We start from the raw sequence: 15650 nt of genomic DNA, 5'->3' as shown, positions 1-15650 counted from the left end.
AAACGCGGCTACTCAGTAACGCTCGAAAAAATTGGTCGGGTTGCGTTCATGCCAGTCGTTGACTTGGGTTTCGGCTTCTTCGTGTGTCAAGCCATGACGCTCCTGGATTTTTCCCAGCAACTGGTCGCGCTTGCCGGCAATGACATCAAGGTCATCATCGGTCAGCTTGCCCCACTGCTCCTTGACCTTGCCTTTGAACTGAAGCCAGTTACCTTCCACTCGATCTTGGTTCATTTTTTTCTCCTCGTGATGATGTCGCTCTGCGTGACTTTCCGGAGAATGCCGCAAGGACAACCGTCCCTGATTGCAGAAAGAAGATGCTATCCAAGGCCGGGTTGCCAATAAGTAGGCCGGCAGATTTTGAGCCGGTAGTCGGATGACTACAGCCGGGCTGGGCCTTGACCGGTTATTTTCTGGCGCGAAGGGTGCGGCTCAACAAAGCCACTGGCAGCAGTCCGACCAGCACCAGTGCCAGCGCTGGCAGCGCCGCCTCGCCCAAGCGCTCGTCGCGCGCCAGCTGGTAGGTCACCACGGCCAGAGTGTCGCTGTTGAAGGGCCGCAGCACCAGCGTCGCGGGCAGCTCCTTCATCACATCGACAAACACCAGCAAGCCTGCCACGGCTACCGAGCGCTGAAGCAGTGGCCAGTGCACCCGCGCCAGCAGGCCGGCGCCAGTGGTGCCGAGCATGCGGGCACTGTCGTCAAAGCTGGCCGGAATGCGCGAATAGCCACTCTGGATGCTTTGAAGAGCCACCGCGCTGAAACGCACAAGGTAGGCCCAGACAACACCCAGTACGGTGGCGGTGACCCAGTAACCGGCGCCGGTTTGCGGCGCGGCCGCCTGCAGCCAGCCCACCGGCAGCAGCAACCCAACGACGATGACCGCACCCGGGACGGCATAGCCCAGGCTGGCCAGTTGCACCGCGCTGCGGGTCAGCAGGTCAGGCTGGCGCCGCACGGCAAACGCCAAGCCCAGCGCCAATGCGGTGGCCAGCACGGCGCTGAGCCCTGCAAGCCACAGGCTGTTCAGCGTCCAGTGGGCAAACTGGTCCCAGAGCAGGTTGTCCCAGCCCAGCACCAGCGGCCGCAGCATGAACAACACCGGCAGAACGAAGCCAAAAGCGATCGGTGCGGCGCAAATACCCCAGGCCAGCGCTGCACGTCCACCGTGCAAGGGCACTGGCACGGCGTCCGCAGAACCGGCGCGCGCGCCACGGCCAGCGGCAAAGCGCATGCGCCGCTGGGCACTGTGCTCGATGCGCAGCAGCACCGCCACGAACACCAGCAGCACGGTCGCCAGTTGCGCGGCCGCCATGCGGTTGTCCATTGACAACCAGGCTTTGTAAATGCCGGCGGTGAAGGTCTGGATGCCAAAGTAACTGGACACGCCAAAGTCCGCCAGCGTTTCCATCAGCGCCAGCGCAACGCCAGCCGCCACCGCCGGCCGCGCCAGCGGCAGGGCGACCTCGCGGATGCGCCGTGACAGCGGCGCACCCAGCAGCCGCGCCGCTTCCATCAGATGCGCAGCACGTTCGGACAGGGCAGTGCGCGCCAGCAGATAGACATACGGGTATAGCGCCACCGTGAACACCAGCACCGCGCCGCCCAGGCTGCGCACTTCTGGCAACAGCCTCCCTTGCAGCCCGAAAGTCGTGCGCAGCCAGGTTTGCAGCGGCCCGCCATATTGCAAAAAGTCGGTGTAAGCATAGGCCAGCACATAAGCGGGCATGGCCAGCGGCAGCAGCAAGGCCCATTCAAAGGTGCGCCTGCCCGGAAACTCGAACAACGTGACCGCACTGGCCGTGGCCATGCCAACGACAGCGACGCCTGTGCCGACCAGCAGGCAAAGCAGCAGCGACGTCCAGGTGTAGTCGGGCAGCACCGTCTGCAGCATCTGCGTCAGGATGGAACGTGCTGCAGCGTCGAATTCGAGCCAGGACAGCGCCACCGCCAGCACCGGCAGCGTCAGGAATGCTACAAGCAGCAGCAAAAATGCGGAAGGAACAAAGCGAAAAAAGAGTCGGCGGAACATTGAAACCCGATGGAAGGCTGCTGCCGGCCGGCTCCTGCCTTGCCCGCTCGCGCCGTGGTGTCTGCAGCCAGTTACTGCAAATGAGAATTGTAAGCATCTACAATCAACCCATGTTTCTCGAAGTCTCCCAACTCGGTGTGCATTACGCAAAAAGCCGCCATGCGGCGGTCGATGGCGTGTCCTTTAATTTGCAGGCCGGCGAGATCGGCGTGCTGATCGGGCCATCGGGCTGCGGCAAGACCACGCTGCTGCGCGCCGTGGCGGGGCTGGAACGCGCCCAGGCAGGAAGCATCCGGCTGGCTGGACAAATTGTCAGCAGCCCGCAGTGTCACTTGCCTCCCGAGTCGCGCCAGATCGGCATGGTGTTCCAGGATTACGCGCTGTTTCCGCACCTTGACGTGGCGCGCAACGTGGCCTTCGGCCTGAACCACCTGAGCGCTTCGGCTCGCGGCAGGCGCGTTGACGAGGTGCTGGAACTGGTCGGCATGGGCCATGCCCACAAGGTCTTTCCCCACGAGTTGTCAGGCGGGCAGCAGCAACGCGTGGCGCTGGCCAGGGCGCTGGCCCCAGGGCCGCGCCTGCTGTTGCTGGACGAGCCGTTTTCCAACCTCGATGTCGATCTGCGCGAACGGCTGGCGCATGAAGTGCGCGGCATTCTGAAAGCGGCGGGCGCCACTGCCCTGTTTGTGACGCACGACCAGCTCGAGGCTTTTGCCATCGGTGACCGTATTGGTGTGATGCATGAAGGCCACCTGCACCAGTGGGAAGACGCCTATGCGCTGTACCACCGGCCGGCCACGCGCTTCGTCGCTGACTTCATCGGCCATGGCGTATTTGTGCCGGCCACCTTGATGCACCAGGAAAGCGGCGTGGTGGCGCGCACCCCGTTGGGCGACCTGGTCGGGCGGGACGAATGCCCGCTGCCGTCGAGCTACCCGGGCGGCGAATGCGACGTGCTGCTGCGCGCCGACGACATCGTGCACGACGACAACGCGCCGGTGAAAGCCCGGATCATCCGCAAGTCGTTTCGTGGTTCAGAATTTTTGTACACCATGCAGCTGGCCAGCGGCGAAGCATTGCTGGCCCATGTGCCCAGCCACCATGACCATGCAATCGGCGAATGGGTGGGCATTCGCGCTGAAATGGACCACGTGGTGACCTTTGTACGCGAAATAGAGGAAAATCCTCAAAAAAATATGCCTTTTGCGCATACCAATCATGCTTTTCCTGCTATTAATTCAGTAGCATAAGTCAGCCAGGCCCGAGGGACTCCTTTCAGACCCCTCCCGCAGGCAAGGCCTCAGCCCCGACGCAGGCCGTCCACGCTGCTGCGCAACTGCGCGCTCCAGGCACGCCGGTCGCGCCCTGCAGCCTGTTCGGGTTCTCCGTAATGCACCACAGCCACGATTGGCGGGGCGGACAAGGTGCGCCAGATCGAACCCAGCAAGGTGTCGCTCCCCACATAGCTTGGCGCGTGGCTGGGCTGGCCGCTGGCCTTGTCAATGAAGCGCAGGCCCACGGGCTGGGCTGGCGCATCGGCCGACACAGCGGCTTGCAGCAAGTTGGCATGAAAAGGCAGCACACTCAAGCCATCGCCGGTGGTGCCTTCGGGGAACACCGCCAGCACCTCGCCTGTCAGCAGGGCATCGCGCATCAGTTGCACCACGCGCAGGGCATCACGGCGCGAAGAGCGCTCGATGTACAGCGTGCCGGCCGCCGTGGCCAGCGTGCCGACGAGCGGCCAGTCCTTGATGTCGGACTTGGAAACGAAGCGGCAATGCCGCGCAGCGTGCATCACCGGAATATCGAGCCAGGAAATGTGGTTGGCCACCAGCAGCACCGGACCCAAAACAGGCGGCTGGCCGCGAACTTCGAGCGCAATGCCGATATGGCCCAGCAGCGCCAGGGACCAGACCTGAACCTGGGCGCTTTGGGCGACCGGCTGCAGGCGCGGCAGGCGCACGGCGGCAATCCACAGACCGGCCAGGATATGCAAAAAAACGCGCAGCAAACGCCAGCAAGCCCGGATGCGCCGCATCAGGCGCCTGCAGATTCGTTGCCGGCCAGAGGAAAACAGCCGGCAGGCATGGCTCAGCCGCGCTCGAAAGCGAGTTGCCCGCCGACCAGGGTGTAGCGAACCGCAGCTGGCAGGGCGTGCCCGGAAAACGGTGTGTGCTTGCCTTGGCTGCGCAAGGCAGCAGGCTCGACCGTCCACTCGCTGGCAGGATCAAACACACAGACATCGGCCACGCCGCCCTTGACCAGCCGGCCCGCGCTGGCTTGCAGCGTGCCCAGTGCAGGGCCAAGGATGCGCGCCGGTTCGCTGGTCAGCACAGCCAGCGCCCGGCACATGCCCGCATCACTCTCCAGGCCCCATTTGCAGGCCAGCCCCAGCAGCAGTTCCAGACCGGTGGCACCGGCCTCAGCTTCGGCGAACGGCAGGGTCTTGGCATCCGCGCCGACCGGCGTGTGGTCTGACACCAACGCATCGACCGTACCGTCAAGCAGCCCCAGGCGCAGCGCATCGCGGTCGCGCTGCTGGCGCAGCGGCGGGTCCAGGCGCATCCGGCTGTCGAAGTAGCCAATGTCCACATCGGTCAGGTGCAGGCTGTTGATGCTGACGTCGCAGGTCACGTCCAGGCCTTCGGCCTTGGCACGGGCCACCAGCGCCACGCCGGCTGCGCTGCTGATGCGGCACAGGTGGACGCGCGCCCCGGTGGCGCGCACCAGTTCAAAAATCGTGTGCAGGGCAATCGTTTCAGCAGCCACAGGAACGCCGCTCAGCCCCAGCCGCGTGGCCAGCGCCCCGCTGGCGGCCACGCCCCTGCCCAGATGAACCTCCTGCGGACGCAGCCAGACCGAATAGCCGAACGTGGCGGCGTACTGCAAGGCGCGCATCAGCACCTGCGTGTTGGCAAGCGGCACCTCTGCCTGGCTGAAGCCCACGCAGCCCGATTCGGTCAGCTGGACCATCTCGGTCAGGGACTCGCCTTTCAACGCCCGGGTCAGGGCGCCCAAGGGAAAGACACGTGACTGGTGCATTTTTTCGGCACGGAACTTGAGCATTTCCACCAGGCCGGGCTCATCAAGCACCGGGTCGGTGTCGGGCGGACACACCAGGCTGGTCACGCCACCGGCCACCGCTGCGGCCAGTTCGGTTTCCAGCATGCCTTCATGCTCATGGCCAGGCTCGCCCAGCCGCGCCGACAGGTCGATCAGGCCGGGGGCAACGATGCAACCCGTCGCGTCGAGGGTCTTGTTCGGGGTGAAATCGGTCAGTCCACCGTTCAGCGAGACGATGCGCCCCGCAGCAATCGCCAAGTCGCCAATCTGGTCGAAGCCAGTGGCCGGGTCGATGACACGGCCGTTTTTGATCAGAAGCTTCATGTAATTTTTTCAGCTGTGAAAAATGAAAACGCGGGTACAGACAACAAGCCGACCCTGGCGAAGCCGCACCGCTGCATGCATAGCAGCCCACATCTCCCCAAACCAGCAGGGGCCGCAGGGCCGGCTTTGCCGGACTGCAGGCGCAGCGGCCCCCTCGGTGGGCAGGAAGCCACACGCAGTGGGCGACCGTGGGGGCTCAAGATTCATTCCCTGCAACGATGCTCATCACGGCCATGCGCACCGCAATGCCGAACGTGACTTGCGGCAGGATGACACTTTGCGCGCCATCGACCACGGCCGAGTCGATTTCCACACCCCGGTTGATCGGGCCGGGATGCATCACGATGGCGTCCGGTTTTGCCCGTTGCAGCTTTTCAGGGGTCAAGCCGAAACTTTTCGAAAACTCCTGGCTGCTCGGCAGCAGCGCGCCGGTCATGCGCTCGTTTTGCAGCCGCAGCATGATGACCACGTCGGCGTCCTTGATGCCTTCCTCCAGCGTGTTGCAGACGCGAACGCCCATCTGCGCCATGTCGGACGGCACCAGGGTCTTGGGGCCGACCACGCGCACTTCAGCGCAGCCCAGTGTGGTCAGTGCGTGGATGTCAGAGCGCGCCACGCGGGAATGCAGCACGTCACCGACGATGGCGACCGTGAGGTTGCTGAAGTCCTTCTTGTAATGTCGGATGGTGTACATGTCGAGCAGGCCCTGCGTCGGGTGTGCATGGCGGCCATCGCCGGCATTCACGACATGCACATGCGGCGCCACATGCTGGGCGATCAGGTAAGGCGCGCCCGACTCGCTGTGGCGCACCACGAAGATGTCGGCTGCCATGGCGCTCAGGTTGGCTATGGTGTCAAGCAGCGACTCGCCCTTGGACGCCGACGAACGGGCAATGTCCAGGTTGATCACGTCGGCTGACAGCCGCGTGGCGGCAATGTCAAACGTCGTGCGGGTGCGGGTGGAGTTTTCAAAAAACAGGTTGAACACGCTCTTGCCGCGCAGCAGCGGGACTTTTTTCACCTCGCGGTTGCTGACGGACACGAAGTTGGCGGCGGTGTCCAGAATCTGGGTCAGGATGGCTTTGGACAGGCCTTCGGTAGACAGCAGATGGATCAGCTCGCCGTTCTTGTTGAGTTGGGGATTTCGTCGGTACAACACGCGTTGGGTTCCTCTTGCACTTTCAGATCAGGCGGGGGATTGAATAGCCTGGAGGCGAAACCGGAACCGGCCGTCGTCGGTGCGGGCCAGTTCCAGTGTTTGCGAAGCCGGCAGGGTGACGCGTGCCACGGCCAGGTCGGCCTGCACCGGCAACTCACGCCCGCCACGGTCCACCAGCACCATCAGCCTGACGCTGGCGGGCCGGCCATAGTCGAACAGTTCGTTGAGCACGGCGCGGATCGTGCGGCCGGTGTATAGCACGTCATCAACGACGATCAGGTGTGCGCCATTGACATCGAAGGGCAATACCGTCTGGCCGCTGGAAGACATTCCACGCTGCGAAAAGTCATCGCGGTGCATGGACGAAGACAAGATGCCAATGTCTTCGTTCATCCCCAGGTCTTTTTTCAGGCGCTCTGCCAGCCAGGCACCGCCCGAAGCCACCCCCACCAGGCGTGGCGGCTGAGGCGAAGCGGCCAGCTGCTGTCGCATGCCGCGCAGCAGATCGGCATACAGCGCCTCGGCGTCAAGGACCAGACTGCTCATGGGGGAAGGCTCCTTAAAAATTGTTCCAGAATAATGCAGGCCGACGCGGCATCGGCATCTTTTGCGCCGCCGGCCAGGGCCTCGGTGGTGCTGTAACGCTCATCGACCTCGAACACCTGAAGGTTAAAACGGCCATGCAACTGGCGCGCAAACTTTCGCGCGCGCAGGGTATTGTCGTGGCTGGCGCCATCGGGGTGAAATGGCACGCCGACCACCAATGCATCGGGCTGCCATTCCTTGATGCGCGCCTGGATCAGCGGGAAACGCGCGACGCCTTCGGCGGCAATGGTGGCCTGCGGCGACGCTGTGCGGGTCAGGCTGTTGCCCGAAGCCACGCCGGTGCGCTTCAGCCCGAAATCGAAGGCCAGGAAGGTCTGCAGGCGCGCCACGGGATGCGGCACGGCAGCCCGTGGCTCAGGTGGCTGAAAACCATCGGGGTCCGCTAGCGTTTGCGGTTCATCCATGTCCGGCAACAGGAGAAATCATCCAGCTTTCAAGGCCCAGCAGCTTCAGCGCCTTGTCGTAGCGTTCCTCAACCGGCGTGTCAAAGATCAGGCCTAAATCGGCGGCCACCGTCAGCCAGCTGTTGTCGAGCAGCTCCAATTCGAGCTGCCCCTCCCCCCAGGCCGAATAGCCGAGCGAGACAAACACCTTGCGTGGACCGGCGCCAGTGGACAGGGCTTCGAGCACATCCTTGGAGGTCGTCATTTCCAGTCCGCCCGGAATTGACATGGTCGAGGCGTACACCGATTCGTTGCCAGGCATCATGGACTCATGCAGGACGAAGCCGCGCTCGGTCTGCACCGGCCCGCCCTGAAACACAGGCGTTGTCGTCAGGTCTTCGCGACGCAACGGCAGCTCGACCTTGTCGAACAAACCCTTGACATTGATGTCGCTGGGCTTGTTGATGATCAGGCCCAGTGCGCCCCGCTCGCTGTGCTCGCACATGTAAATCACGCTTTTCGCAAAGCCTTCGTCCTCCAGCCCGGGCATGGCAATGAGAAAGTGGTGCGTGAGGTTGATTGAAGAGGTGGGTTCCGTGGCCATCCGGGGATTTTACGCGTTCACCTGCCACAGGCGAAGCATACCTAGGGCAAGTAATCCGCCTTCCGTTCCAATCTCCTCCGTCAAAAGGCATGCCGGCAGATCTGGCTGGTTTTCACTACCATTGGCCGCATGCACAAAAAATACAAGACAGGACTGATGTGGTTCAGGCGGGATTTGCGGACTGAGGACAATGCGGCGCTCTACCATGCGCTGAAATCGTGTGAACAGGTGTACTGCGCCTTCGTTTTTGACAAGTCCATTCTGGATGCGTTGCCCAGGGCAGACCGGCGCGTGGAATTCATTAGGGAGTCACTGGTGGACCTGAATGGCCAGCTGGCGCAACTGTGCACCAATGAAGCAGCGGCCCCCGCCAGTTTGCTGGTGCGGCACGATGCGGCAAGCACCGCCCTGCCCGCGTTGGCGCAACAACTGTCGGCCGATGCCGTGTTCTCCAACCACGACGACGAGCCCTACAGCCTGGCGCGCGACGCCCGGGTGCAAGCGGTGCTCGAAGGTCAGGGCGTGGCGTTTCACACCTTCAAGGACCATGTCATTTTTGAACGCCAGGAAGTGTTGACACTGGCCGGTAAACCATACAGCGTGTTCACGCCCTACAAGAATGCCTGGCTGAAAAAGGTGGATGCGTTCTACCTCAAGCCTTATCAGGTTGAAGCTTACAGCGCCGCATTGGCGCCGCTGCCTGCAAGCGAAGCCCGTGAGGTGCCGTCGCTGGCCGAACTGGGCTTTGAAGTCACGAATTTTTCAACGCTCAAGCTACCGGCGGGCAGCCAGGGCGGCAATGCGCTGCTTGAAGACTTCCTGGGCCGAATGGAAAAGTACCGCGAAACCCGCGACTTTCCCGCCGTCCGTGGGCCCAGTTACCTCAGCGTCCATTTGCGCTTCGGTACTGTCTCCATCCGAAAACTGGCGTCCGTCGCGATGGCGCATCAAACAGGCAACGAAGGCGCGGCCACATGGTTGTCCGAACTGATCTGGCGAGACTTTTACGCTCAGGTCCTGGCCAACTATCCGCACGTGGTGGGCAGTGCCTTCAAACCCGAGTACGACGCGATTCAATGGGAACAGGGAGAAAAGGCGCAGTCGCTTTTCGTGGCCTGGTGCGAAGGCCGGACCGGCTACCCGCTGGTCGACGCCGCCATGGCCCAGATCAACCAGACCGGTTACATGCACAACCGGCTGCGCATGGTGACAGCCAGCTTCCTGGTCAAGGACCTGGGCATCGACTGGCGCTGGGGCGAGCGTTACTTTGCCGAAAATTTGAACGATTTTGATCTGGCCTCGAACAATGGCGGCTGGCAATGGGCTGCCAGCACCGGCTGCGATGCCCAGCCGTATTTCCGCATCTTCAACCCCGTCAGTCAGAGCGAAAAGTTCGATGTGGACGGAAAGTTCATCCGCAAGTACCTGCCGGCGCTGGCCCGACTGCCAAAAGCTGCGGTGCACAACCCCTGGCTGGCGTCTCCGGTGGAACTGATGGCCGCAGACGTGGCATTGGGCGGCAATTACCCCATGCCGTTGGTCGACCACGCAAAAGCACGGTCGCAGACCTTGGACCGCTACGCTGTTGTGAAAAAAGCCTGACGCCTGAGTGCTATTTTTTTATAGCAATAAACGCATACCCAGTATGCGGAAAAGACCTTTTAAGCTGCCAAAGCGATTGGCACCGTGCAGTATTGCCGGATCAAGCGCAGCAATTCTTCTTCGGAATAAGGCTTGCCCAAATAGTGGTTAACACCCAATTCCACAGCGTATTCGTTGTGTTTTCCCGCAATGCGCGACGTGATCATGATGATCGGCAGGCCTTTCATGCGGTCATCGGCCCGAATGTTACGCGCCAGGTCAAACCCGTCCATACGCGGCATTTCGATGTCTGAAAGCACCACGGCCGGAATTTCTTCCTGCAGACGCTCCAGCGCCTGCAGGCCGTCGGCGGCCATGGCCACCCGGTAACCATCGCGCAGCAGCAGACGCTGGGTCACACGGCGCACGGTGATGGAGTCATCGACCACCAAAATCAGCGGGGTTCGTGGCGCAGCCAGCAGCGGTGCCAGATTGCCTGTCGCATGACCGGCGCCCTTCTCCAGATAATCTTCGCTCCATGTCCGTGCCTGTTGGCCGTAAACAGCAGCAAGAGCCACCGGGTTGTAGATAAGCACCACGGCTCCGGACGGCAGCATCGACATGCCTGTCAGTCCCGGCAGTCCCGACAGCTGGGGGCCAAGGTTCTTCACCACCACTTCGCGGTTGCCCAGCACCTCGTCGACGTGCATGGCAATCCGCTGGGCGGCGCTTCTGAAAACAACGACGGCCGCGGTCTTGGCCTGGGTCTCGCTGCTGAAATGCGAGGCCTGAAGCAAGGCGCCTGACCAAAAAAATGGCACAGATTCGCCGCCCGCATCAAGCATGCCGGAGCGGTAAGCCTGTTCGAGTTCGCTGGCAGTTGCGCGACGTACGGTTTCCACCACATTGGCGGGCACACCGACCGACATACTCCCTGCGCGAATCATCACCACCTGCGTCACCGCTGTGGTCAGCGGCAACACCATGGTGAATTCCGTGCCTTTGCCTGCGATTGTCGAGGTCTTTATCCTTCCTCCGAGCGATATCACTTCGCTGCGCACCACGTCCAGGCCGATGCCACGTCCAGCCAGTTCGGTCACTTCCTGCGCTGTTGAAAACCCAGGAAGAAATATCAGGTTGGCAGTGGCTTCATCATCGGTATCCTGGCTGGCTGTTATCAATCCTTGTTTAATGCCTTGCGCACAGATAAGAGTCAAGTCCAGCCCGGCGCCGTCGTCACCCAACTGTACAGAGACATCGTTGCCCTCTTGGCGAAGCTGAATGGTGATCAGACCCACAGCTTCCTTGCCAGCCCGGGCGCGCACTTGTGGCACTTCGATGCCGTGCGTCAGGCAGTTGCGCAACAGATGCTCGAAAGCAGGCATCATGCGGTCCAGAATGCCCCGGTCCATTTCGAGGTTGCCGCCATGCAGGTCCAGGCGCACCTGCTTGCCGGTTTCCTTGGACGTTTGCCGGACCACGCGGTACAGCCGCTCGGAAACGCTTTCAAACTCGACCATCCGGGTTCGCAGCAAATCGCGTTGCAGTTCACGTGCCTGGCGGCCCTGGGCGACGAGGTCGTCTTCCGTGGCTTCAATGGTGCGCTGCAAAGTGCGCTGCACGGTAGCGACGTCGTTCACCGACTCGGCCATCATGCGGGTCAATTCCTGCACGCGGGTAAAGCGGTCGAACTCCAGCGGGTCGAAGCCTGCCTTGTCTTCCTTCGCCAGCGCCAGACGCGACTGCATCTGGGTTTCAGCCTGCAGTTCAATGTCCCGCAACTGCTGCCGCAAGCGCGTCAGGCTTCCTGTCATATCCGTCAGGGAGATGCGCAATTGTCCGACTTCTGCCTCAAGGCGTGAACGGCTGATCATGACTTCACCGGCCTGGTTAACCATCCGGTCGAGCAGCTGGGTGCGCACCCGTATGCTGGCATTGGCAGCCTGCCGCAAGGGCTGCATGACCATGGCTTGCGGACCGGGAATTTCAATTTCTCCGACAGAGGCGTTGGCATTGTTAGCAACACGCATTCTGTCGATGGAGGGGGAAATTTCAGCATCATTCTCCTCAGCATCATTTTCGGACAGGAAAACATGGATATCCTGCGGCTCTGGTTCAATAGGCATGACCGCCACAGTTTCAGTCTGGGTCGGTATCCCCTGCGACGAAGCAGCGTTGATACGACGCAAGCTTTCAAATGAATTTTGCATACCGTCAAAACGGGTCAGCAGGAATTCAAACTCCTGGGTGGCAGGCGCTTGCGAGCCGATAGAGATAAGTTCGGACTCTACTCGGTGAGCCATCTCTCCGAGGCGCATCGCACCGGCAAGGCGAGCACTGCCTTTGAGGGTGTGCAGCACGCGCAGCATTTCCGATCGAGGGGCGGCATCAGAGGGTGTTTGTGCCCATTGACGCAAGGCCGAACTCAACCGAGGCATCAGTTCGCCGCATTCTTCTTCAAAAATAGGGAAAAGGTCCAGGTCAATCACATCGACGGCATCAATGTCATCATGGACATCGTCATACATGGCCTGGCTAATGGTTCTGTCAAGACCAGACACCGAACGATCAGTGGGCAAGAGCACGCCCGCCGCATCTACCGGCATCAAATCATCAAAGCCTTCACGCCCATCGTCGTATGTTTGCTCAATAACCGAGTCAGAAAACTCAAGCCCTGCCAATCGTTCAAGAATGCCAGGCAGGGGCTGACGCAGGAAGCCGGCTGCAAACTGGTGCAACAAGCGGCGTATGTCTTCGGAGGCCTCGATGAACAGGTCACCATAGGCGTTGGCACCATGGATGTGATGATTATGCGAATTTTCAAGCGCATGTTCCAGTGCACGTGCCAGATCGGACAAGGCCAGAAAGCCCACTGTTGCCGAGCTTCCTGCAAGTGAATGGGCAAGCGCCACGGTCGACGCACTGATAGGCTGATGCTTTTCAAGTGACCATTCAGCCAGTTCACTGGCAAGGCGGCGCGACCATTCGTCAGCTTCATTTAAATAAACGTTGTAAAGCGGAATGCCTATGCGCAATCCATCAATGACCTTGATTGCATCATCTTCTCTTTCCTTCTCGGCACGCAGCGCGCTTGTATGCACTTTTTCCTGCGTGATGATGCTGTCGTCTGCGGAAAAACCGGGAACAGTTTGCGACTGGTGTCCTGCATCGGAAACAACGGGCAAATAGACAAAACTCGCGACGGCAGTCGCCACACTGCTTTCGGAGGATTTGGGGGAAACGCTGTCGTAATGCAGTTCTTCCATACCGGCAGGAGTTGGATCGACTTTTTGGGCAGGCATGTGATCATGCTCAAAACCAGTCACGGCCTGAAGGGGAATTTCCGCGACATTTACATCGTATGGGAAAGGCATTTCAAACACAGGACCTGACTGACCCGTGAAGCCCAGGGCAAGGTAACGCTTTTCCGTGCGCAGTGTCTGAGCACTGATGCAAAATGAAAGGGCTGACCACGCGCTGTCTTGGTTGGCCGCGATATCTTCGATCCAGCGCGCAAGACCCGCCATGACATCGCCGCACAAGGCACGGAATTCGCTGTTCGCTGTATTCTGGTCGGCCAGCCAGCTGTTGAGCAATTGCTCCATCGCCCAGGAAGCTTCACCAAACTCGTTTAACCCGACCATTCGGGCGCTGCCCTTGAGTGTATGGAAGGCTCGTCGCAATACTGCCAGTTGCTCCAGATCTTCGGGCTGGCTTTCCAGCATTGCAATTGCCAGCACAGCATGGCCAGCGACTTCCCTGGCTTCCTCAAGAAAGATGTCACGCAAATCATCTTCTTCGAAATCGATGCCCATTGGAGTGTCAAGGGCCACTGAAGCCAATGGCATCTCAATGGCTTCAGTATCGGTCAATGCGACTGGTTCAGCTGGCAACTGGAATACGGCATCGTTCTCTAACGCCAACGATTGAAATTTTTCCAGCGGCGCGACCATGCCACCCACATCTGACATCCCGTCAAATTGCCCGTCAGCCATCAAGTGAAAAGTCTTGTCTTCGTCCTTGGGCACAGCATGGACAAAGTCGGATGAAACCTGCTCACTATTCACGGCGATGTTCAGAGCGGCATCACCGGCACTTGGCGAATGTCCCATCAAGGATGTCAGCTGGTTTTTTTCCTCATCGTAAAAAAACAGTTTTTTGACCAATGCTGGCTGGTAATTAAGCATGTCGATAAGGAAACTCAAGACCCCCAAATTGTTGCCCAGCTGCTCGAAGGTTCCTGCCGCGCGCACTTGGTGATCGTCGATCTCGGTGTCAAGCATTTGCTCGACAGTAGCCTTCATTTGCAAAACAGCCCGGGAAGCGTGGTCAAGGCCCAGCACCGACAGCACACCGCGCATCTGCGCCAACTGCCCCGGTAATGCTTGCAAAGGACCCTTGTCTTGGGAATTCCGAAAGAACAGATCGAGCGAGTCTTCAATCCCGGCCAACGCAACGCGCAGTTCGCTCACTACGCTACTCATGGTCTGCTTGTCACTGACACGGCGGTACAACTCTTCCATCCAGCCTTCCAGTGGCTGCGGTCCCCCACCATCAATGACACCCTGAAGCCGCCTTGCCAAACTGGCAGTCCGAATTGCCAGTTGCGGATCGGAAGGGTCCAGGTCATCGAATACAGCTTCAATATAGAGCATGGAAGTCGCAACCTCCATCGCCAACGCTATAACTGGCACCTGTTTTTCGCGTGCCGTTGCTTCAGTCACTTGAGACAAGGCCTGCGCAAGCAGTTCACTGCCTGCATGAAGTTTTCGCAGCGAATCAATCACCAAGTTGAACTGGTCAGCGACCTGTTTGATTTTTGTACTTTCGCCGGCGCATAGCGCGGACCAAGCATCCTTGGCCAAAGCAATACGCTTGCGTGCCTGTGCGAGCAGTGTCGGGTCAAAACGTCCAAACTGAACCAGTTCATAGTCCACGGGCTTGTAACGGGCCAGTCCGTAGGTCAAGTGCACCGCCGAAAGCACGGGTGTATCACTGGGGCGGCCAGACACCGCCTGTGAGCAAAAGAACAGCAGATCCAGGACCAACCTCTCCGGGATGACGGCCTCGCCTCGCGACAAAGAGGCATATTGCAAAAGAACTTGGGAAGTGGCGCGCCGGACATAGAGGTCGGAGCCCAGCAGGGTATGGGCAATGGCCTCAAAAAACCCGGCCGCAAGCAGCCAAAAAATCCTCGGATGCTGCTGGGTCTGCCCTGCTGCAAATCCAAGGCTCATATCCCTCAAGTTGGCGGCAGCTTGTGGAGCCTTGCCCTTGATCAGCTGGAGAACAGCTTTGTCAAGCGTATCGCGCGCATTGTCTGCATAGGCATGCGCGTCTACTGGAGTCACTTCCAGCTCAAGCCAGCGCCAGTTATAAGACCACAAATCCGCCGGATGAATGCGCTCGGCTCGCACAAGTTCCTGAACATTGCGGTACTGAGGAAACAGGGACACAGCTGAAAAGGGTTTGTCGGCCAGTACGCCTTCTAGATATTCTGTAAGCGCAAAGCTGGCGCACTCAATTTTCGTAATCGCCTCCTGGCTGCACAGCTCTGGCTGCTGCAGGAACTTTTGTACAGCGGCTTCCATGGCGCGGACCACCATGGCAGGCTCTACAAGACCAATCACCTCCAGCACCCCAACCGCCTGATGGAGTTGCTGGCGGGCAGCGCGTAGCTGGGTGGTGTCCGCCGCACCAAGATCAGAACCACGTGTGGCTTCAGCCGCTTTGACAAATCGCTTGAGCGCCTTGGTTGCGGCCTCCATTGATTTGCAGAGTTCGCGGAGAACCCAAGCCAGTGGGCCCAAGTCACTCACAACAGCATCGGGTTTGGTAGAAATTGAATTCGTGACCATGGAGTGCATAAATAACAGGCAGGTTCAGGAATCGGTGTTT

At 60.2% G+C, this 15650-nt stretch carries 11 protein-coding genes; 2 read left to right on the top strand and 9 right to left on the bottom strand.

Features of this window, described 5'->3' with window-relative positions:
• Nucleotides 1-12: 12 nt before the first annotated feature.
• On the bottom strand, nt 13-234 hold the full coding sequence (locus tag IWX87_RS03565) for a CsbD family protein (RefSeq protein ID WP_196862135.1): 222 nt from the start codon (nt 232-234) through the stop codon (nt 13-15).
• A 172-nt stretch (nt 235-406) separates the two neighbouring features.
• A complete protein-coding gene (locus IWX87_RS03560) occupies nt 407-2032 on the bottom strand; it encodes an iron ABC transporter permease (RefSeq protein WP_196862134.1) in 1626 nt (541 codons plus the stop codon).
• Nucleotides 2033-2142: 110 nt separating this feature from the next.
• Here IWX87_RS03560 and IWX87_RS03555 point away from each other — a divergent pair, with 110 nt between their 5' ends.
• Entirely contained in the window at nt 2143-3282 is a 1140-nt protein-coding gene (locus IWX87_RS03555; RefSeq protein WP_196862133.1) for an ABC transporter ATP-binding protein, read from the top strand.
• 50 nt (nt 3283-3332) lie between these two features.
• On the opposite strand, the gene IWX87_RS03550 is transcribed toward IWX87_RS03555, so the two are convergent.
• The 6 genes from IWX87_RS03550 to IWX87_RS03525 form a co-directional block, all read right to left on the bottom strand.
• Nucleotides 3333-4070: a 1-acyl-sn-glycerol-3-phosphate acyltransferase gene (locus IWX87_RS03550; RefSeq protein ID WP_196862132.1), complete on the bottom strand. Its 738-nt coding sequence runs from the start codon at nt 4068-4070 to the stop codon at nt 3333-3335.
• Nucleotides 4071-4123: 53 nt separating this feature from the next.
• Nucleotides 4124-5419, bottom strand: coding sequence for a dihydroorotase (locus IWX87_RS03545; protein WP_196862131.1), 1296 nt, complete (start codon nt 5417-5419; stop codon nt 4124-4126).
• Between the two features lie 196 nt (nt 5420-5615).
• Nucleotides 5616-6578, bottom strand: coding sequence for an aspartate carbamoyltransferase catalytic subunit (locus tag IWX87_RS03540; protein ID WP_196862130.1), 963 nt, complete (start codon nt 6576-6578; stop codon nt 5616-5618).
• 27 nt (nt 6579-6605) lie between these two features.
• Nucleotides 6606-7124, bottom strand: a complete 519-nt coding sequence (gene pyrR, locus IWX87_RS03535; RefSeq protein WP_196862129.1) for a bifunctional pyr operon transcriptional regulator/uracil phosphoribosyltransferase PyrR — start codon at nt 7122-7124, stop codon at nt 6606-6608.
• Entirely contained in the window at nt 7121-7588 is a 468-nt protein-coding gene (gene ruvX / locus IWX87_RS03530; RefSeq protein WP_196862128.1) for a Holliday junction resolvase RuvX, read from the bottom strand. The genes pyrR and ruvX overlap by 4 nt, the downstream gene beginning before the upstream one ends.
• Nucleotides 7581-8171 (bottom strand): YqgE/AlgH family protein, encoded by a 591-nt coding sequence (locus tag IWX87_RS03525; RefSeq protein WP_196862127.1) that lies wholly within the window; start codon nt 8169-8171, stop codon nt 7581-7583. The genes ruvX and IWX87_RS03525 overlap by 8 nt, the downstream gene beginning before the upstream one ends.
• A 129-nt stretch (nt 8172-8300) precedes the next feature.
• On the opposite strand from IWX87_RS03525, the gene IWX87_RS03520 reads away from it, so the two are divergent.
• The gene (locus IWX87_RS03520) at nt 8301-9773 is read left to right on the top strand and encodes a deoxyribodipyrimidine photo-lyase (protein ID WP_196862126.1); all 1473 of its coding nucleotides are present in this window, start codon (nt 8301-8303) and stop codon (nt 9771-9773) included.
• A 59-nt stretch (nt 9774-9832) separates the two neighbouring features.
• Here IWX87_RS03520 and IWX87_RS03515 read toward each other — a convergent pair whose 3' ends face one another.
• Entirely contained in the window at nt 9833-15610 is a 5778-nt protein-coding gene (locus tag IWX87_RS03515) for an Hpt domain-containing protein (protein ID WP_196862125.1), read from the bottom strand.
• Nucleotides 15611-15650 lie beyond the last annotated feature (40 nt).

Source organism: Polaromonas sp. CG_9.7 (genome assembly GCF_015752205.1).
Taxonomy (GTDB): domain Bacteria; phylum Pseudomonadota; class Gammaproteobacteria; order Burkholderiales; family Burkholderiaceae_C; genus Polaromonas.
The sequence above is the reverse complement of the archived record's forward strand: the minus strand, read 5'-3'. Positions and strand labels throughout refer to the sequence as shown.

Coding starts and splice junctions, on each gene's coding strand:
- IWX87_RS03565 (WP_196862135.1), bottom strand. CDS start 234: ATGAACCAAGATCGAGTGGAAGGTAACTGGCTTCAGTTCAAAGGCAAG.
- IWX87_RS03560 (WP_196862134.1), bottom strand. CDS start 2,032: ATGTTCCGCCGACTCTTTTTTCGCTTTGTTCCTTCCGCATTTTTGCTG.
- IWX87_RS03555 (WP_196862133.1), top strand. CDS start 2,143: ATGTTTCTCGAAGTCTCCCAACTCGGTGTGCATTACGCAAAAAGCCGC.
- IWX87_RS03550 (WP_196862132.1), bottom strand. CDS start 4,070: ATGCGGCGCATCCGGGCTTGCTGGCGTTTGCTGCGCGTTTTTTTGCAT.
- IWX87_RS03545 (WP_196862131.1), bottom strand. CDS start 5,419: ATGAAGCTTCTGATCAAAAACGGCCGTGTCATCGACCCGGCCACTGGC.
- pyrR (WP_196862129.1), bottom strand. CDS start 7,124: ATGAGCAGTCTGGTCCTTGACGCCGAGGCGCTGTATGCCGATCTGCTG.
- ruvX (WP_196862128.1), bottom strand. CDS start 7,588: ATGGATGAACCGCAAACGCTAGCGGACCCCGATGGTTTTCAGCCACCT.
- IWX87_RS03525 (WP_196862127.1), bottom strand. CDS start 8,171: ATGGCCACGGAACCCACCTCTTCAATCAACCTCACGCACCACTTTCTC.
- IWX87_RS03520 (WP_196862126.1), top strand. CDS start 8,301: ATGCACAAAAAATACAAGACAGGACTGATGTGGTTCAGGCGGGATTTG.
- IWX87_RS03515 (WP_196862125.1), bottom strand. CDS start 15,610: ATGGTCACGAATTCAATTTCTACCAAACCCGATGCTGTTGTGAGTGAC.